Here is a 19,054-nt window from a genome sequence, read left to right as displayed (position 1 = left end):
AGAAAATCGTTTTGTGGCTTTAAAATAAAGGCTGCTATGTTACTTTGCAGCCGACACCAACTCAAGCAAAATGATAGATCGAATTCGCCTTTTGAACCCCGCATTGAGTAATTAGATATTTCTAGCTAAAAACGACATTCAAATTCAGCTAATTGCCGGGATTCCACTGTGAAAACGAAAGACCATATCTTCGCTTTCAATTAACTCTGCTTCTCTGTCTAACAACTTGTTGAGCTGCTCGTTGATGGGGTCCGGTGAATATTTGCGCGCTAGAGCGAGGTAATCCTCAAAATGACGAGACTCAGATTTCAGTAAATAGCGATAATATTTGGCTAGCTCGGGCTCAGAATCGACTAACCTTGGAGCGAGGGCCGCAAACCGCTCGCATGAGCGCGCTTCGATAATTGCGCCAATGATACAAAAATCAACTAACTTGTGGGGCTCACTCGCACGAGCGAGCTTTCGCAAAGACTCCGCATAACGAGAAGGTGAGAGAATTGAATATTCGATGCCTCTGTTTTGCAGTATTTCAAAAACTTGCTCAAAATGCAGTACTTCTTCTCTGGCGAGCTGAGCCATTTTGATTTGTAATTCGCTCCGTTCAGGGTATTTAAACATTAAACTTAACGCTGTCGAGCCGGCCTTTTTTTCACATTTAGCATGATCAATTAGCAAAATATCAACATGATTTTCAGCGTAATCTAGCCAGCGATCCGGTGTTTTACACCGCAAAAATTGATAGATGTGGGATATGTCGGTCATTAAACAATTGTCCAAAAAGTGTAGCTCAACTCGACAACTACACTTGCAACTCCAAAACTTGCCGGATTATAGAGAATTTGTAAGACTATGACGAGTACTACACACTAAACACTTTGTGCATTTTGCTGATTTTTCGAGTTCTAGCTTCTAACTTTGAGCTTTGTCAGTGCTTTTTCTAATTCGTTTATTTGTTCTTGACGAGGTGTCCGTTCAGCATATCGTAAAGTTATGTATCGATTTAAGACTTGCGTGTGTTCGCGAAAGCGAGTCTCATCAATTTTATTGAGCTTATCGATAATTGCTTTCGGCCCAAAATGAGGCTCAACCTTAAGTATTCCCTGTTGTTCAAATCTTTGGATGAGGTTTTCAAATCTCTGCGCCAATGGATCTCTTTCTGTCCTGCCATGAAACCACTTCAAGCCACTGATAAACACTAATCCGCTCACGATCGACAACATGATAATTATCAGCATGTGGTCAGAGAGCCCCGATATACCCCAGTTTTGGAAAAATTGACGCTGGCGAGACTGGTTGTAATCGAGAATCCAATCATTCCAGCCCGAGTTAATCTCATCCATCCAATACTGAAGTTCTTTAAGAAGCCCAACTTGATCAAGTTCGACTATCTCAAAATCATCAAATAAACCAAGCCGTTGGCCATACTCTTGGAGTAAACTCTCTTCAATTCTCTGACTTGCAATCGCTGCAGTCGGATCAACTCGCACCCACCCTCTTCCTTCAAACCAAATTTCCGTCCATGCGTGGGCATTTGCGTCTCTCACAATCCAGTAATCGGTTCGTGGGTTTTTTTCTGCGCCTTGATAACCAATCACAATTCGTGCAGGAATATTTGCTGCTCTTGCCAGGAACACCAGAGAGCTAGCATAGTGTTCGCAAAACCCGCGCCTTTTGTCCAACCAAAAACTATCAATTATTTGCTCATCCATTTCGCCCGGGGTCAGCGTGTAATAATACTCTTCCCGGTTGATAATTCTTAACACTTCATTAACGAATTCTTCATCAGAGTTCACTCTTGCGCGCAGGTCTCTAGCCCAATCGACCGAATCAGCATTGCCCGACGATGGAATTCGCACATTTTTGCTTCTCTGCACTTGGCTTAAACTCGAATCAATAATCAATGAAGGCTTTGAGCTTAACTGATAGCGAGTTCTGTCGAGCAGTCTAAATCGAGAACGAACGGTTTGATCGTCCACTAAAGAAGCGTTTTGCGGCGAAGATATCGGCTTGTCTAAAGCGACTAAATAATTCGTTTTAGTTGGTTCTAAAGTAATCGAATAATCAAAACTTCCCTCAAAAACCGTTTCATCCATATCAGGCAAAAGGTTGCGATTAGTCCGCCGCCAAGACAGTCCATCAAACTCGTCAAGCACCACAACCCGCCAATACATATCTGTCTCATTGGGAACATCACCATTAAATGTCACCCGAAACGCAATATTTTCAGATGTCTGCAACTCGGTAATTTCACTCAAGCTCATTAAATCTGAAACACCGGTCGTTGCCACCGAAGCACCAGGCATTCGCCAAAGTGGCCCGCTGAGCCGCGGGAAGAACACAAACAGCACAATCATGATCGGTATAGCAATCACCAGATAACGAGATAAATCTTTTAACACACCTTTAAGATTGCCTGCAGCCAGTTCAAACTTTTCTAGGCTTTGCATTGCAACGAAAGCATTTAATATGGCAATAACCGGAATAAACTGGTAGAACGCAATAAGTGGTTCTTGAGTGAAGAAAAATCCAGCCACTAATAAAAAGAAACTGAGACTCAAGACTAAGTTTGCATCTCGCTTAGTTTGGATTTCAAGAATCTTCAAACCATACATTACCGCTATTAACGACACTCCAGCATCTCTGCCAGAAAATTTTCTAAATGCCATATAAACGCCAGCAATCGCCACAATAGTAACCCCCACTTTGATCCATCGATTAATAACGACATGAGGGTTACGCGCACAATAAAAAACTGTCGCCGCAACAAGCGTATTTAATACGGCAATCCATAGTGGGATAAAAAAGTACAAGGGAATTAAAACGAGCTGGTGAGCCAATAAAATTGCCACAATTGGCATTGCTCGCTTTTCAAATTCGATTTGTGATATCGAGCTATGCATGACTAGTACCTGAAGCTTGAGGAGCCTCGCCAAACAAAGCTAAGGCTTTGAGACATTTTTTTCGGTGCTCATCGCCTTCTCCGTATTCAACAAACTTATCCGGTAACTCTAGTGAAAAATTTAACTGATTGGAGGACGCCTCAAGCACCATATAAGTTAAGTAAGAGAGTCGCGTTTCGTTATCAACGCCGGGAAAATCTTCCCAATTCAAACATAAATCCGCACTTTCATGAGCAGCAAATTCGCGAATAAACATGCCGCGTTCTCTGGCATAAGACTTCCAATCAACTCGAGTTAATGGCTCTCCATCCTGATAAGGCTTAAGTCCATAGAGATCTTCACTCCCCTCCACTCGGCTTCCTTCTTCCGACTCTTGTCCCCAATTTTGAGTGTCGAGTCTGGCTGGCTCGAGTGGTTCAGGGTAAACAATAATATCAGTATCGAATCGAAAATACGCCCATGTGCGCAACCAACCAAAAGGAAATACGCTCATAACGGTGATCCTGGGCAATTCGAGACGTCCACGATTGACAGCCTTTACATCAACCTTAAGCGTAACGTAATTATCGTCTGGGACATCAACCAAGCTGACATTCTTCTTATCCAGCCCGATTCCAATGCTAAAGTGCTTAGTTCGATTGATGCTTCTTAAGCTAATAGGCAGTGGTAAAGTCTCCCCAACAAACACTTCGCCTGGATTAATGAGAGAAAACTGAATACCCTGGATATTTTGGTAAGTAAAAATCATCGAGACCAATCCAATTCCAGCAACCAAAAAGGTTAATAAAAAGGCGAGATTGTTTTGGTAATTAGTTGCCCCAACCAACATTAACAAAAGAATTAAGCCCATAAAAAACCCTAAACCAGTCGGTAAAATATAAGTCGAGCGTTGACTTAAGGTCACAGACTTGCCTTTGGGCATACGACTCCCGAAAAAGCCACTGAAATAGTTTTTTAAGGTCTTATTTAGACTCAATATCGATTGATTCACTATCGAGGAACCGCAGTCTCTAAAAGAATTTCATCTACGGGGGTAAGTTGCGTTGCCGCTGAAGTTTTCTGACTCATTAAACGATGACCCGCTACTGACTGCCAGACGGCCTGAACGTCTTCAGGAATAACAAAGTCTCGCCCCTCCAAAAAAGCCCATGCTTTGGCAGCTTTCAAAAGCGCTAAACCTCCTCGAGGAGAAATACCATGAGACCAATGGGTACTATTTCTGGTTGCAGCTATTAATAGCTGCAGATAATCCAATAACTTGTCCGACGTCGTTACATTATTGACTTGGGCTTGAAACTCTAATAGTTGCGTTGCATCAAGAAGCGGTTCTAATTCGTCGATTTGGACTCTGGTTTCTTGACCTAATAGGAGCAAACGCTCGACCTCTTGAGCCGGGTATCCGAGCGATATTCTGATCAAAAATCGATCCAGTTGCGACTCTGGTAATGGATAGGTCCCGATTTGATGGAAAGGATTTTGGGTGGCTATAACGAAAAACGGCTCCGGAAGCTTTCGACTCACGCCTTCCGAGGTCACTTGATATTCTTCCATCGCCTCCAGTAACGCACTCTGCGACTTTGGCGTCGCTCGGTTAACTTCGTCGGCAAGAATGACTTGAGTGAAGATGGGTCCTTGATGAAACTTAAAAGTTTCATCACTACGCCGATAAATCGCCGAGCCAATAATGTCTGCGGGCAACAAATCACTGGTAAACTGAATTCTTTGGAAATCAAGCCCTAAGACTTTCGCTAAAGCATGGGCCAATGTCGTTTTCCCCATACCAGGTAAATCTTCGATTAAAAGGTGCCCTTTTGCCAACAAGCAAACTAAAGCTAACTTAATTTGTTCGTTTTTACCTAAAATTATTTGGTTTAATTGTTCGACCGCTTTTAAAAGTTGTGAATTCATAATTTACTGATGTGAGTACTTGGTTGTCCTAAGAATGATTTAAGAACTGTAATAATTCAAGTTACTACTTCAATTAATCCAAAATTAAAGCGTGTCAAACTGTGTCAATTAACTAATCAACCGCGCTAAGTCCGCTGAGATTGATTGAGCCTGAGAAACATAACTACCGCCAAACAGGTTAGCGTGATTTAAAATATGATAAAAATTGTATAGTTTTTTTCTAACTGAATACCCTGGGTGAATCGGATAATATTGGTTGTAGACTTCATAAAAACGCTCACCTGGGTGGCCAAACAACTCCATCATGGCAAGGTCAACTTCGTGGTCCGCGTAGTAGCTTGCAGGATCATAAATAACCGGTCTACCATCTTCAAGATACCCATAGTTTCCGCTCCACAAATCCCCGTGTACCAGTGAAACTTGAGGATTATAATCTTGAAAAAAATAGTCAATATGCTTACTGATTATGGATAGATTCTGTTTGAGCCCCCGTACATCATTTGTTTTTTCTAAAAAGTCGACTTGTGGATTGAGTCGATAGTTGATAAAAAAATCAGGCCAGTTATTGTCCCACTCGTTTAACTGTGGTGTAAATCCAATAAAATTATTATGGTGCCATCCAAAAGACTCATAGGTTGTCGAGTGAAACGCCGCTAAGTCTATGGCAAAAGCGGCTGGTTTTTTCATCCGCGATAAAGATAACTTTTCTAATACTAAAAAGCTCCAATCACGATAACAGCCAACAAGTAATGCTTGAGGGACCTTTATGGTTTTAGACGCGCTTATCGTTTCTAAACTATATTGCTCACAATCAAACATCGCCTGCATTGAGGCAAGATTGACTTTTACAAAATAGCGCTTCGTATCGCTGGAAACCTCGAAAGCTTGGTTAATATCTCCGCCAGTTATCGCCCTAATATTTTTCAATTGAAACGTTCGACTTTTGGTATTGCTATCGGCTTTTTTCGCTTCATCACTAAGAAGCTTTTCGAGATATTTAAATAAGTTATTATCGACGTTCATGATTTACGCCAAAGCGTTTTTTGTTTGAGTGGCCATATCGACGAGTCATGCTTGTTATGTTTAAACGCTGTGTTTACGTGCTATCTTTGTCATCTGTAATTATGACTTGTACTGACCATCTTAAACCAAAAAGACAAGATGATTTTTGATTAAGCACTTCCGTTAATGCTTTTTCGTTCTTACTTTTTCGTTTGCACTTTTGCATCTAAGTTTGTCGACGCGTAGTAGCATCGAAGTCGATTTCGTATACTGAATTAAAAGACTTTTAGAATATTGTCAGTCACTTTTTGATTGTCTAACATTCCGCCAAGTATAAAAAACGCTCCATCAAGCATTAGTAGTCCGCGATGGTCCATTGTAGCAATTGGGCTATCAGGTTTCTGTTGCCATTGCTTAGTTTTTAGGTCAAAAGCAAAAGCGTGCTTCGATGGACCGCTAGCCTCCCCATTATATCCTATCCCATTAAAATTATAAGGATTAACAGAACCACCGACAAATATCACTTGCTCGTTAGTTGGATCTCCTACGGCTGCCATACGATATCTTGCCGGTCCAGGGTGAGAAGGCAGTTTTTGCCAGTTTATTTGGGTGAAATCGTTTGGATTAATTATGCCGATGTAAGATTCATCAGACATCGCAAATTGGCGCTTTAGATCACGAACGCCGGACACAAAAACACCATCAGCGATAACCATTTGATTTCCAACTATACCACCAGCATGCCCGAATACAGATTTTCCTGGATAAGGTGTCGCAAAAAACCATCGACCACTTTTAGTATCAAATACCTGAACATCGGTGACATTCCCGACGTCATGCCAGCCTGAAACCAAATAAATAAACCGATCCTGGTACACCAGAGCTACCGTGTCATCCACTGGAATACTCATCTCGGTTATTTTTTGAAACTCATTGGTTTGTGGGTCAAATCGATGAACGGACGGAATGGATTTTTCTTCATGATTCTCAGCTACTGTATAACCGCCAAAAAGATATATCTTATTTTTTACCGTTACCGCAATACTTGCTAAGCGGCCTGTCTGATAAGGTACGGTCTTGATGGGATAACTTTGTTGACTTTTTAAATCAAAACGATAAACCGAATTGGAAACTGCTCGCCAATCTTTGCCTCGCTTTAGCCCATTAAACGAGTATAACTGCCAACCATTTTTAGTCATTGCTGCGGCGACCGCATTGTTAGTGATTGGCTCTGGAAGATTTCCTATGACTTCAGCTCTGGCACCGCCAATAAAAATGACTAGCGATAAGCTAATAAATTTTACGAGTTGCATGTAAATCCTCTTCGTCGCTTTAATATTTTGTACTGACTTTAAAATCAATCGAGTAATTGGAATTTATCAGCATCTGCTTGAAATGGAAACTTAAGCCTAAAATCGTTGAGCGCGTTTAAATCAAGTTCGGCTTGAATAACTGCCGATTCGTTATCTTCTGCAACGACAATTTCGCTCCCTAAAAAATCAATTATAGCGGTACCGCCTGAGTGATTTACACCTTTACCATCTTCACCAATTCGATTGACACCTACAACAAACGACTGATTTTCAATCGCTCTCGCTTTTAATAACGTGTCCCATGCGTTTCTTCTTGGCACGGGCCAATTAGCGACATTAATCAACAGGTCATAGTCTTGCTGATTTCTACTCCAAACAGGAAAACGTAGGTCATAACAGGTATTTAACATGATACGAAATCCTTTTAATTCTACAATTTTCCTTTGTTGACCTGGATTAATATAAGTATCTTCACCAGCCATTCGAAATAGATGGCGTTTGTCATAAAACTCAACATTGCCATCGGCAGTTACCCAATAAAATCGATTAACCTTTTTATCGCCATCCTCAACTAAGACACTTCCGCAAATCGCACACCCTTTAAGGCTCGCCAATCGGGTCATCCAATCAACTACATCACCGCCGACTTTGGGCTCGATACATTCTGGTTCAGTGACAGCAAAGCCAGTTGCAAATGTCTCAGGAAAAACGATGAGATCGGTTTTATTGATACTTCCAACTAATGATTCGAGGTTAGCTAAATTACTGTGTTTGTCTAGCCATACAATGTTCGATTGGACGGCAGTTACTTGGATAGTTGGCATAATCGATGTGCAGCCTCTTTAATGGTATCGTTATTTTTTGCAAAACAAAGTCGAATTATTTTCGAACCAGATTGATTTTCACAAAAAGGACTTAAGGGAATTGCAGCGACCTTAACCGTTTTAGTTAACCAGTAGCAAAAGTCTTTATCAGAGAGTTCAGAGAGCTCACTATAATCAACGAGCAAAAAATAAGTCCCTAGACATGGGAGAATTTGGAATCGACTCCCCTGTAAACTCTCTACTAACAAATCCCTTTTTTGCTGATAAAAAGATTTTAATCCCAAAACATGTTGAGGCTCATTTTCTAACATTGATGCAACGGCGAGTTGCGCCGGCGTAAAGCTCGAAAACGTAACATATTGATGAATCTTTCTAAATTCATCGGACAAAGCTTCCGGAGCAACACAGTAGCCTAGTTTCCAACCGGTTGCATGAAAAGTCTTACCAAAACTCGAAACGACAAATGACCGCTTAAATAAATCAGGGTACTTTAAAACGCTTTCATGTTGGTGCTGGTCAAAGGTAATAAACTCATAAACCTCATCACTTATCACATAAAAGTCATATTTGTTCGCCAAGCGAGTGAGTTGCTGCAAATCGTCCGTTGATAAAAGAGTACCCGTTGGATTGTGCGGACTATTGATAATAATTGCGCGGGTATGTTGAGTTATTCGACTTTCAACAACTTGCCAATCAATGGAATAATCTTTTTTTGTTAAAGGAATATGAATACAACTTCCTCCGGCCAGGTTAATTGCAGGTTCATACGAATCATAGGCCGGATCAAAAACAATCACTTCGTCGCCCGCTCTAACAAGAGTTTGAATGGCAACCCACAACGCTTCAGTTGCGCCTGAGGTGACGGTAATCGAGCTAGTCGATACCTGAGCAGCGTAGTGATATTCAATGAGCGATCGAATCTGCTCCAATAATTGCGGCATTCCAATTGAAGGCGCATATTGATTGAGTCCTTGTTGAACATAAGACTTAAGGTAATCTTTTAGAGGACCAGGCGTGTCGAACTCAGGAAATCCCTGCGATAAATTTATCGCATTATACTGATTAGCGAGCTGCGACATCTCAGTAAAAATACTTACTCCCGTGGCCGGTAACTTCGATTCAATATTGTTCGCCATTGTAAACCTCAAGCTTAAATCTAAAGTCTAAAAATCAAACGTCGCCCAAATAGGAGCGTGGTCGCTTGGTTTTTCCATTCCTCGAATATCGTAATCAATTCCAGCATCAGAACACGCTTGATACAATTGAGGCGTTGCTAGGATAAGATCGATTCTCAGCCCTCGTTTCGGTTCGTCGTTAAATCCTCTGCTTCGATAATCAAACCAACTAAATCTATTATCAACCTCAGGGTAATGTTTTCTGAAAGTATCACTCAAGCCTTTATCGACAATTCGTTGTAACCACTCTCGCTCCTCCGGTAAAAAACTACATTTACCGGTTTGCAACCAACGTTTGGCATTCTTGTCGCCAATACCGATATCTTGATCTTTAAAAGAAATATTCATATCGCCAACAATCACCCAGTTCTGTTTCAACTTTTCGTCCGTTAAATAATTATTTAAATCTTGATAAAACTTTTCCTTCGCTGGAAACTTAGTGGGATGCTCGCGATTTTCACCTTGAGGAAAGTAACCATTAAACACAAATAGACTACCTTGTTTGGTTTTATGCTCGGTAATAATTGCTCGTCTTTGAGCATCGCCTAAATCGCCTGGAAAGCCTTTTTCGAAAGACTCTACAGGCTCTTTAGATAAAGTAGCCACCCCATAGTGTCCTTTTTGTCCATGGTAAACTGCGTGATAGCCGATCGACTCGACAATTTCATGTGGAAAATCAGGGTCATCAACTTTGGTTTCCTGAAGGGCAATGACATCGGGTGAATGTTTTTTAACTAGTGCTTCAATCTGATGAGGCCGAGCTCTTAAACTATTAATATTAAAACTAATAACTTTCATATTTTTCTCTTAGTGTTCTTCTCTTAATGTTGTTCGCTTGGATTTATTCTGGTCACTTTTACCTTTATTTTCTGAGCTTTTAAATTGATGCAGTAATCAATGACTTTTTCCCGTTGCCCATAATAAAAATTCATCCGTGGGCTCAGGTGTTTTTAAGCTCAAATAACAGGTATTACTTAAGCCCTCAGTCAAAACGCAGTGGCTTTCAAACAATCGTTCTCGACGGAAGTAAGTTATTTTAATTTTCGTACCAATAGGAATTCTAGCAATCCGTTTATCGAGTTCACCCGAGGTCACCCTTATATCATCAATAGCAATAATCACATCGCCATTAGAAAGCCCAGCTGAAGCCCCCACACCGTCTTCAGAAACCGCATAAACGAATGCGCCCAAGGCGTTATCTTTATGAACAATATCTAAAAACGACACACCCGCTCTTTGTTTTTGTTGTGGGACAAATCCGCCTTTCTCTGTTTGCAAGTACTGTGGAATAATCTGAAACTCTATGCCTAACTGTTGAAATACTTTGTTAAGATCAAGCTCTTGGGTCGAGTAGAGTGCAATTTCAAAGAACTCTTTCATTGACTCGCCGACGAGCTCTTTAACAAGTTGTTGAATTTGGTTTTCACCCACCCCTTTCAGTGTTTTTCCGTGACGTTGCCAAACGAGCCTCATCAAATCATCTAAACTTGATTGATTATTGGTTCGCTGACGAATTTCCGCATCTAAACAAAACGCCACAAGCGCACCTTTAGTGTAGTAACTCACAATTGCATTAATAGCATTTTCATCTTGCTTATAGAACTTCGTCCAAGCATCAAAACTTGATTCAGTAACGGTTTGCTTAAACCGCCCTGTTGTTCGATATACTCGAGTGATGGTCTTCGCTAACATATCGAGGTATTCGACAGGCGAAATCACTCCTGAGCGGGCCATCAGAAGCTCATCATAGTAAGAGGTTATCCCTTCAAAAAACCAAAGTAATTCCGTGTGAGACTCTTGCGAAGTATCCATTGGTAAGAATCGTGCAGGCTTTATTCGTTTTACATTCCAGCTATGGAAATATTCATGACAACACAGGGACAAGAAAGTCCGATAATTTTCATCAATAATATTGGGATTGTCGCCGACTAAAGGAAGGTCATCAAAGCTACAATGCAAAGCAGTCGAAGCAAGATGCTCTAGCCCTCCGAAGCCTTTTTTCTGAACAAAAGTCATAAAGACATAACGCTCAAATGGCGGTTTATCATCACCAAAAAAGGCGATCTCGGTTTCACAAATTTGCTTTACATCTTTGGCAATCCTTTCCCAGTCAACAAACTCAGGCGCTTCGGTAAAATACATCTCATGTGGCACACCAGCAGCCTCAAAAGTGACTTTTTGTAATTTTCCAAACTCAAAAGGATGATCGATTAATTCGTCATAGCTTTCGCTAGAGTATTTACCCCAGCCACTTTCATCGATATCTTTTGCTGTCATTGCAGTCGCAACGGTCCAATGTTGTGAGCGAGCAAGTTCACTCGCTTTAAGAATAACTGCGTGCGGCTCTGATTCGTATCCCTTAATCCCTAAAAACAAACTGGTGCCATTAAAAAAACCATGTTGATTATCTAAATGAGCTGAGCGAACCGAAAGATCCCACGCATAGACTTCATAATTTAGTTCTAAACAGTCAACGTCTTGTGCTAAGCGCCAAGTTGACTTATCAACTTTTTCAATTTTTACAGTACTTCCTTTTGAGTTCGCCTCCAGGCTAACAATATTCTTTGCAAAATCTCTTATCATATAACTGCCGGGAATCCAGTTAGGTAAATAAAAGTTTTGTCCACTTTGTAACGCAAAGTTTAAATTTAGTTTTACGTTAAAAATATGTGCATTTGCTCTGTCAAAGCCTAAGGTATAATGAATCATAAATCTCACTTATTGAATATAGTCTCTTCTACTATTCTAGCTGGCCAGAAAGCCGTTGGCGATTAAAGTAAACAAATAGGATACCGCCAATTGTCGTAATACTAAATGGTAGTAACAAAGCGTAGCGCCCATTACCTGGCTGAATCGTCTCTAGCCATTGATAGAAGCCAATACCTAGCAAAGGCGCAAATAAGCCTCTTAACCCGGTTAATGTGACATGGACCGCCATATAGTCCATAGGACTCGCATTACTCACAAAATCATTATGACCAAGATTCCAACCAATTACACCTCCAGATATCGCAACACCATAAATAAATGCGCCGACAAAAAATAGCCATTCGGTAACAGTGATTTGGGCGAGTACAAAAGTAAAAATCGCGGTTGCAAACCCCCAACTATGGATACTTCGGAAATGAAAAATATGATTTCCATCCAACAGGCGCGCCCACCAACCAACAGCAAAGGGAACTAGAGCCAGCGGTATCGCCGTTGTGATTAGAATTTGTTCGCTTTTATTTAGTCCAGTGTACTCATTTAAATACACGATTAGCGGCGCCATAAACATTAAATTACCACTGCCTAAGATAAACATTGACAACATGTACTTGGCAAACGCCCGATTATCCTGAAGCACTCTAAATATCCGTGAAAAAGATGCTTTTTGAGTCGAGTCCCGCTCTTGCTCTAAATGTTTATGATAATGGCGTACTGAGAGAAACCGGTAACGATATGCACCAAATAAAGAAAATAGCGCGAAGCTGATATATAACCACTGAAACGCCTCAAATCGCCAGTCTAAAGTCCAACCAGCAGCAAATGCAGCGACCGACATCAATAAGGAAGCCATGGTCGCCAATTTGGCAGTAACTTTACCGCGAATATATCTCGGGTAGTTTACTCGCCAAATATTAGAGCGAATAGTCATAATTCCGGACCAGCAAACTCGCGCGACGACTAACAACAATACGAGAACAACTAAACCACTACTAGTGAAAGAAACAAAGCTGATACCCAGGCCGCAGAAACAGCACACTATTGACAAATTAGAGACAATTTGAGCTTTACTTTTACCGGCACTCAACTTAACCCAGATAAAACTGATTAAGTTTGAATAAAATGGCGCGCCGGTTGCAATCGCAACACACAAGTTCAACAGCCAATCGTCGACTTGTCCAGCGAACCCATTTTTAATGACGACTCCGATGACGCCGCCTTCCAACAAGGCCATAACAAATGCCAAGCTGGTCCAACTAAAGATTTCGGCACGTATTCTTTGGGCTACTTGGGACTGTGACATGAAAATACTGCGATTGAAGGCGGCTGAAAATGTAGCACGATATTAGATTATTCTCTTATCAATTCAAATAGCTAAAGACTATGAGGCGACTGAGGTCTCGATAAACTTGCCGATAGATTTTACGGCGCGTTGAATATTTTCTTGCAAGGTAACACCGGAGCGAACTCTAGGTACGAAGCTGTGATCGCCATCTTGTAAAATAACGTAAGAGACCTGCTCGCTAAACTCGTATTGTTCGACTTGTTCATGCCCACCAAACTTATCTCGCTCCCCCTGAATAATGAGCGTGGGAACCTGAATACTCTTAAGGTGCTCTCCCCGGAACTGTTCCGGTTTACCGGGTGGCGTAAATGGAAAACCGAGGCACACCACCCCAGCGACAGACTGTCTATCAGGCTCTGCTGCTATCAAACTTGCCACTCTCCCCCCCATGGATTTCCCACCGATGATGATATGGCGAGCGTCTAATGAGAGTTTTTCTATTTGCGCTATAAATGCTTCTTGTAGTTTAGGCATTCTGTCGGGAGGCCGGCGCTTTCCGTCCTTGACCGATTTATCCATATAAGGAAAATTAAAGCGAACAACTTTGATACCCAGCGCTTCAACCGCAAGACTAAAATTTACCATCCACTCAGAGTCTTTATCGGCTCCGGCGCCATGCGCTAAAAGCAAGGTGAATTCACTGAGCATTATTTTTTTATTGACCATCTAGTTAAAAAAAGAGGAAGCGATTTTCGAGAGAGAATTATACGCGATTACTGAACTTTAGTAATGAATTAAGTCTACTGTGGTCAAACCGCAGACATAAAAAAAGGCCGACAACGTCGGCCTTAACCCTAATAACACGGGAGTAGTGAATAGCTTTTAATTCTGATTAATAAATAATCAAATCATTCGCAAACCGATTGACCTAAAAGCTGTTGAGTTGGCTAAAACTCCGCGGCAAGAATATCGAGGGCGGCAAGATGATTCAATGTGAAAAATACCATTTTTGATATATCGAATATATTTTGTGCTACCCGCCACAGTAATCTTATATTTAGGCCTGTAATGCGGCCTGATTAAAATTCCGATGCGCAAACCGATGTTGCGATTGAACCTCTGGCAATAAATCAAGAAACGCACCAAATACATTTTTACTGAGTCGATCGGCGGCAGGCAGGTAGGTTTGAGTCTCTGTTCTGATTTTTTCACGCCTAACTGAGGAGCCCGCAGGCTCGCTAAGCAATGCTTCGTGTGCTGGCAGATTAAGCCAACGTTCGATGAGAGGATGATTGGCCTCAAGATGAAACTGGAAACCATACGTTCTGTCGCCGATGCGAAACGCCTGATTAGTGACCTTATCGCCTGTCACTAGTAATTTCGCTCTCTCCGGTAAATCAAACGTACACTCGTGCCACTGAAAAATATTTTCGGTTACTTTAAAGGCTTGAATAACGGGATCGGAATCGCCTTCTGCAGTTGGAGAAAGTTGATGCCAACCGACTTCGGATTGATTTGCAGGATATACCCTTGCGCCAAAAGCTGCAGCAATCAGCTGGGCGCCCAGGCAAATCCCCAGAATCGGTAAGCGCGCAACATGAGCCTCTAAGATAAGGGCCTTTTCTTTTTCCAAATGTGGGTAAAGCTTTTCCTGGCCTACGTTCATCGGTCCACCCAAAACCACTAACGCGTCATACTTAGAAACCTCAACATGCGCGTCAGGATGACGGGCAAAATTTAAGTATTTAATTCGGTGACGCCGCTGTTTTATTAGCGGATCGAGTGTTCCAAGTGGTTCATAGGGAACATGTTGGATGACGATAATCTTAGCCACAGTTGCTTGTCTCTTAGTAAATGGCGCTTTCTTTTAACCTACCCCACAGTGTATTGATTCATTTTCCCGAGTGAAATACCAGAAGGCTATTTGTAAATAACCGTTAAAATCTCATACTTTTCTGTATTTTGCCATTGAGCTATCGGCTTTTGATCGCTATGCTGCGTACCGACATAACAACGATACAAAGACATTTTGGGAAGTATTTTTATGAAGTTATCTAAGTTCTGCCGCCGGTTAAAAGTCGGTATTCTCGCTTCTGCTGCGATGTTTGCAGCATCATCAGCCTCTGCAACCATCGTTCAATTTGAAACCCCATTGGGTAATTTCGAAGTGAACCTTTATGACCAAAATACACCAATTACCGTCGGTAATTTTCTTACATACGTTAACGCTGAAGACTACGATAACACGTTTATCCATCGCAGTATTCCTGGGTTTGTGGTCCAAGGCGGCGGATTTATTTACAACAATGCATGGCCGGCAGATATTATCAGCACTTTCCCGCCAATTACCAATGAACCCGTTTATTCTAATGTCCGAGGCACAATTGCTATGGCAAAACTAGGCGGTGATCCGAATAGTGCGACCGCCCAGTGGTTTATCAACCTGAGCGACAATAGTGCGAATCTCGACGTCCAAAATGGCGGTTTTACCGTTTTCGGCGAAGTGATGGGCGATGGTATGGCGATTGTCGATCAAATCGCAGCATTACCGAGATATAATTTAGGTGGGGCGCTTGCTGAAATTCCTTTACAAAATTACGACGGAGTTAGTGACCCCGATGAAACCAATTTGGCTTTGGTTACAAGAATTCGGGTTATTGATGCCGCAACGGATACAGCTGCCAATTTAACCCCTCCAACCAATGACCTGTTAGTTACACCGCCAACAAGTTCGAGCGGCGGCGGTAGTTTAGGAATTAGCTTGTTGGCCCTATTAGGCTTAATTGGTTTACGCAGAAGAAGCTAAATTAACGGCGCGGCGCCCATCGAAAAAAATGAAAAAGGCAGCGCTAAGCTGCCTTTTTTACTTATTTCAAGCCGGCGCTTTTCGGCTCGCAAACAAAGCCTTCACGCGCCTGTTTATCCAATCGGTCACATCTTCAATTAAAGAAATCGCTGCAGGTAAAAATAGTGTCGTCAATACCGTAGAGAATAGTAAGCCTCCCATGATGACATAGGCCATAGAATAATAATAAACACCACCCAAAGACGGCTTCTGAATTACTATTGGTATTAATCCTACCAGGGTGGTCAAAGCAGTCATAATGATGGGCCTCAGTCGCTCTTTTCCACCTTGCAACATCGCCGCGGTTCTATCCCACCCATCTCGACGATATAAATTGATATGTTCGATCATCACAATCCCATTATTTACAACGATGCCGAGTAAAAGTAACAAGGCGACGGAAGCAGGCTGATCGAAATCGACATCAACTAAAAACAACGTCCAGAATGCGCCGGCTAAAGCAAATGGTAAACTTATCATTAAAGCAACCGCCTGACGCATGGACTCAAACAAACTTGCCATTACACCAAAAATTAGCCCTAGTGCCAGTATAAGATTCAAAATAAATTCTTCTTGGCTCTCTTCTTGTCCTCGCCAGCGGTTGTTAAACTCCCACTTGTAGCCGCTGGGTAGTGGCATATCTCGCAACTCTGCGATCAGTTGATTTCGATAGTCATTTCGTTTTCCCGTATCAAAGCGCGCACCAATCCAAACACTTGATACTTTGTTTTGACGCCTTATACGATTGGGACCTTTCTTCGTTTCAAAATTAGAAATATTATCCATTAATATTTCGTCTCCTGCTGCATTTGTTAGGGTTAAGTTCTTTACGTCTTGAATTGACGTGTCAACTTCTTCCCCGAGTAACAAACGCATTTCTACCTCACCATCTTCACCTTTAAAACGAGTTAATTTCCGACCGCGGAAAGTCATTTCAACAGCTCCCGCAGGTTGGTTTGGATTCACACCGTAACTATGAATCCGATCACGATCGATTTCTGCATGCAACTCAAGGCGACCACCTTCAGCAGTCGAATAAAAATCGAATAGTCCAGAAATCGTTTCAATTCGGCTGACAGCTTCTTCGGCAAGCTCTCCTAATGTTTCCGAATCAGGACCTTGCAGAGAAACAGCAACTCTCTTACCACTATTTCTTCGCCAAAAAGGTCCATTGTCTTGAACTTGTAATTTGACCCCGGGAATTTCCGGCAATAAATCAGGTAAACGTTTACGGACCTTATTCATCTCCTTCTCATTTTGAAATCCTTGATTCATGTAGAGACGAGTAATCGAGCGCCCTTCGCTCCACCAACTGTAAATAGAGTTGACGTTGAGTTCTTCTTTATAGGGCTCTAGCGCTTTTTCAACTTGAATGATGATTTGCTGCTTGGCATCGAGAGAAAGGGCTTCGCTAATGTCAACATTAATGCCAATAAACATCTCAGTCGGCGCAGCATCGAAATTAAAATTCATGTTCTTGACTGGATAAATTGTGGCTAACAAGGTTCCCGCAGCAAATATCACCGCAAGCCAGCGATGCTTTAACGTGTAACCTAACGCAAAAGTATAATACTTTTGCAAGCGGTCCATGATGGGTGTTTTAAATTCTTTTCTCTCTTTTTTTAGCAGTTTTGTCGAAGCTAGCGGTATCAATGTTTGACTGATAATGAGCGATGCAACCAGTGTAATACAAATAGTGATACCTAACTCTTGCAGTACGATATTCATTTGGGTTGGCTTTGAGAACACCATGGGTAAGAAAACAATAATTGAAGTCAAGGTTGCCGTCATAACCGCGATGGAAACTTCCTTTGCCCCTAAAATAGCGGCAACTCTGCCGCCATAACCTTTCTTTTGAAAACGATCGATGTTTTCCATGATAACCACGGCGTTATCGACCAGCATCCCTAAACCAACAATTAATCCAAGCAATGAAATAGTGTTTAAACTTTTACCTTGCAACCAAATGACACCGCAGGCCACGATAAGAGAAAAAGGAATACAGAATACCGCTACCATAGTCGTGGTAACTTTTCTCAAAAATAAAAATAGAACAATACTCGCGAGAATAGCACCAAAGAATCCTGTTTGTTCTAAGTCACCCAAGGTGTTGCGAATCTCTTTACCCTGGTCTTGCCAAACTAAAAAATTGATACCATCAAGCTCTGGATCGAGCTTCATTTGATCAATTTTTTCATAGACAGCATCGGTTATGGCAATCGTGTTTGCTGATGATTCCTTAGCGATATTCAAGCCGATTGCAAAATCACCATCTAGATGCCGTCCGTATTCGAGCGGTGGTTCCTGGTAGGTTATCTTGGCGATATCATTTAGTTTTAGTGTCGTGCCGGAGAGTCTCAATTGACCGATTTCCTCAACCGTTTGAAATTCTCCCATAGCCCTGATAACCACCTTTCTCTGATCGCTCCGGAGAACGCCACCGGTCGTATTTTGATTATTGAGGGATAGATCGCGCCATACACTCCGCGCATCAAGTTTATGTTGACGCAGTTTTTGAAGATCAAGTTGAATGAGCACTTCTCTTGGATTTACGCCGTCTAGCGTCACCACAGCAACGCCTGGGATTCGTTCAAGAGGTCTAACTATTTTTCTGTCGAGCAAATCATAATTCTTACTAAGGTCTCTCCCCGAAGAAAGTCGAGCCTCCATAATCGTTTCACCCGTTTCCCTGGGATTCCAATTTTCCGAAATTATAATCCGTTCGAGATCCTCTGGAAGCTCGTCTTTAATGCGATCGATTCTTTCATGGATTTCCGCCCGCGCGATATCCATATTGACATTTAAACCGAAACTTAAATTGATTCTTGCGCCTCGTGAATCGCTATTCGACCACATGTGCTCAACACCATTCATCGAGGCGACAGCTTCCTCGATGGGTTTTACAATCATTCGTTCGATCGCTTTAGGCGATGCATTGTTGTATGAAGCAACAATAATCAGCCGTTTCTGTTCCGACTCTGGCATAAATGCCAATTCAAGTCGCGTCAAAGCAATAATACCGAGAACTAAAATACTGACCAGCACCATCAAAGTGCCGATAGGTCGTTTGACCGCTATCTCTGGTAAAGTCACTTC

The 19,054-nt window shown here is 41.9% G+C and carries 15 protein-coding genes; 1 reads left to right on the top strand and 14 read right to left on the bottom strand.

The genetic code is table 11. The features are described 5' to 3' along the window. Positions 1 to 144 precede the first annotated feature (144 nt). The 13 genes from FLL45_RS03210 to FLL45_RS03150 all read right to left on the bottom strand — a co-directional run bounded on the left by FLL45_RS03210 (position 145) and on the right by FLL45_RS03150 (position 14,947). On the bottom strand, positions 145 to 762 hold the full coding sequence (locus FLL45_RS03210) for a MiaE family protein (RefSeq protein ID WP_142888335.1): 618 nt from the start codon (positions 760 to 762) through the stop codon (positions 145 to 147). A 140-nt stretch (positions 763 to 902) separates the two neighbouring features. Further along, the gene (locus tag FLL45_RS03205) at positions 903 to 2,900 is read right to left on the bottom strand and encodes a transglutaminase TgpA family protein (RefSeq protein WP_142888334.1); all 1,998 of its coding nucleotides are present in this window, start codon (positions 2,898 to 2,900) and stop codon (positions 903 to 905) included. Continuing rightward, positions 2,893 to 3,804: a DUF58 domain-containing protein gene (locus tag FLL45_RS03200; protein ID WP_185964300.1), complete on the bottom strand. Its 912-nt coding sequence runs from the start codon at positions 3,802 to 3,804 to the stop codon at positions 2,893 to 2,895. Before FLL45_RS03200 ends, FLL45_RS03205 begins: the two co-directional genes overlap by 8 nt. 86 nt (positions 3,805 to 3,890) lie before the next feature. Next, complete coding sequence (locus FLL45_RS03195; protein ID WP_142888332.1) at positions 3,891 to 4,808, bottom strand: AAA family ATPase; 918 nt, start codon at positions 4,806 to 4,808, stop codon at positions 3,891 to 3,893. Positions 4,809 to 4,916: 108 nt separating this feature from the next. Then, positions 4,917 to 5,831 carry a fructosamine kinase family protein gene (locus FLL45_RS03190; RefSeq protein ID WP_142888331.1) on the bottom strand — a complete coding sequence of 305 codons (915 nt, stop codon included), beginning with the start codon at positions 5,829 to 5,831 and terminating at the stop codon, positions 4,917 to 4,919. 254 nt (positions 5,832 to 6,085) lie between these two features. Further along, positions 6,086 to 7,123, bottom strand: a complete 1,038-nt coding sequence (locus FLL45_RS03185) for a Kelch repeat-containing protein (RefSeq protein ID WP_142888330.1) — start codon at positions 7,121 to 7,123, stop codon at positions 6,086 to 6,088. 44 nt (positions 7,124 to 7,167) lie between these two features. Beyond that, positions 7,168 to 7,947 (bottom strand): amidohydrolase, encoded by a 780-nt coding sequence (locus tag FLL45_RS03180; protein WP_142888329.1) that lies wholly within the window; start codon positions 7,945 to 7,947, stop codon positions 7,168 to 7,170. Continuing rightward, on the bottom strand, positions 7,929 to 9,083 hold the full coding sequence (locus FLL45_RS03175; RefSeq protein ID WP_142888328.1) for a methionine aminotransferase: 1,155 nt from the start codon (positions 9,081 to 9,083) through the stop codon (positions 7,929 to 7,931). The genes FLL45_RS03180 and FLL45_RS03175 overlap by 19 nt, the downstream gene beginning before the upstream one ends. A 27-nt stretch (positions 9,084 to 9,110) precedes the next feature. Next, positions 9,111 to 9,920, bottom strand: coding sequence for an exodeoxyribonuclease III (xthA, locus tag FLL45_RS03170; protein ID WP_142888327.1), 810 nt, complete (start codon positions 9,918 to 9,920; stop codon positions 9,111 to 9,113). 96 nt (positions 9,921 to 10,016) lie between these two features. Continuing rightward, positions 10,017 to 11,831: a M61 family metallopeptidase gene (locus FLL45_RS03165; protein WP_142888326.1), complete on the bottom strand. Its 1,815-nt coding sequence runs from the start codon at positions 11,829 to 11,831 to the stop codon at positions 10,017 to 10,019. 31 nt (positions 11,832 to 11,862) lie between these two features. Beyond that, positions 11,863 to 13,131 carry an MFS transporter gene (locus tag FLL45_RS03160; RefSeq protein ID WP_142888325.1) on the bottom strand — a complete coding sequence of 423 codons (1,269 nt, stop codon included), beginning with the start codon at positions 13,129 to 13,131 and terminating at the stop codon, positions 11,863 to 11,865. 78 nt (positions 13,132 to 13,209) lie between these two features. Next, a complete protein-coding gene (locus FLL45_RS03155) occupies positions 13,210 to 13,821 on the bottom strand; it encodes an alpha/beta fold hydrolase (protein ID WP_246075743.1) in 612 nt (203 codons plus the stop codon). A gap of 349 nt (positions 13,822 to 14,170) precedes the next feature. Further along, positions 14,171 to 14,947 carry a glutamine amidotransferase-related protein gene (locus FLL45_RS03150; RefSeq protein WP_142888323.1) on the bottom strand — a complete coding sequence of 259 codons (777 nt, stop codon included), beginning with the start codon at positions 14,945 to 14,947 and terminating at the stop codon, positions 14,171 to 14,173. 210 nt (positions 14,948 to 15,157) lie between these two features. Between FLL45_RS03150 and FLL45_RS03145 the strand changes: the two genes are divergently transcribed. Beyond that, positions 15,158 to 15,919, top strand: coding sequence for a peptidylprolyl isomerase (locus FLL45_RS03145; protein WP_142888322.1), 762 nt, complete (start codon positions 15,158 to 15,160; stop codon positions 15,917 to 15,919). Positions 15,920 to 15,985: 66 nt separating this feature from the next. Here the strand turns inward: FLL45_RS03145 and FLL45_RS03140 are convergent, their stop codons facing one another. Beyond that, a complete protein-coding gene (locus FLL45_RS03140; RefSeq protein ID WP_142888321.1) occupies positions 15,986 to 19,051 on the bottom strand; it encodes an efflux RND transporter permease subunit in 3,066 nt (1,021 codons plus the stop codon). Between the last annotated feature and the right edge of the window lie 3 nt (positions 19,052 to 19,054).

Source organism: Aliikangiella marina, assembly GCF_007004765.1.
GTDB classification, from domain to species: Bacteria; Pseudomonadota; Gammaproteobacteria; order Enterobacterales; family Kangiellaceae; genus Aliikangiella; species Aliikangiella marina.
The sequence above is the reverse complement of the archived record's forward strand: the minus strand, read 5'-3'. Positions and strand labels throughout refer to the sequence as shown.

Excerpts from the sequence above, each read along its gene's own strand:
- FLL45_RS03210 (WP_142888335.1), bottom strand. The coding sequence starts at position 762 with ATGACCGACATATCCCACATCTATCAATTTTTGCGGTGTAAAACACCG.
- FLL45_RS03205 (WP_142888334.1), bottom strand. The coding sequence starts at position 2,900 with ATGCATAGCTCGATATCACAAATCGAATTTGAAAAGCGAGCAATGCCA.
- FLL45_RS03195 (WP_142888332.1), bottom strand. The coding sequence starts at position 4,808 with ATGAATTCACAACTTTTAAAAGCGGTCGAACAATTAAACCAAATAATT.
- FLL45_RS03190 (WP_142888331.1), bottom strand. The coding sequence starts at position 5,831 with ATGAACGTCGATAATAACTTATTTAAATATCTCGAAAAGCTTCTTAGT.
- FLL45_RS03185 (WP_142888330.1), bottom strand. The coding sequence starts at position 7,123 with ATGCAACTCGTAAAATTTATTAGCTTATCGCTAGTCATTTTTATTGGC.
- FLL45_RS03180 (WP_142888329.1), bottom strand. The coding sequence starts at position 7,947 with ATGCCAACTATCCAAGTAACTGCCGTCCAATCGAACATTGTATGGCTA.
- FLL45_RS03175 (WP_142888328.1), bottom strand. The coding sequence starts at position 9,083 with ATGGCGAACAATATTGAATCGAAGTTACCGGCCACGGGAGTAAGTATT.
- xthA (WP_142888327.1), bottom strand. The coding sequence starts at position 9,920 with ATGAAAGTTATTAGTTTTAATATTAATAGTTTAAGAGCTCGGCCTCAT.
- FLL45_RS03165 (WP_142888326.1), bottom strand. The coding sequence starts at position 11,831 with ATGATTCATTATACCTTAGGCTTTGACAGAGCAAATGCACATATTTTT.
- FLL45_RS03160 (WP_142888325.1), bottom strand. The coding sequence starts at position 13,131 with ATGTCACAGTCCCAAGTAGCCCAAAGAATACGTGCCGAAATCTTTAGT.
- FLL45_RS03155 (WP_246075743.1), bottom strand. The coding sequence starts at position 13,821 with ATGCTCAGTGAATTCACCTTGCTTTTAGCGCATGGCGCCGGAGCCGAT.
- FLL45_RS03145 (WP_142888322.1), top strand. The coding sequence starts at position 15,158 with ATGAAGTTATCTAAGTTCTGCCGCCGGTTAAAAGTCGGTATTCTCGCT.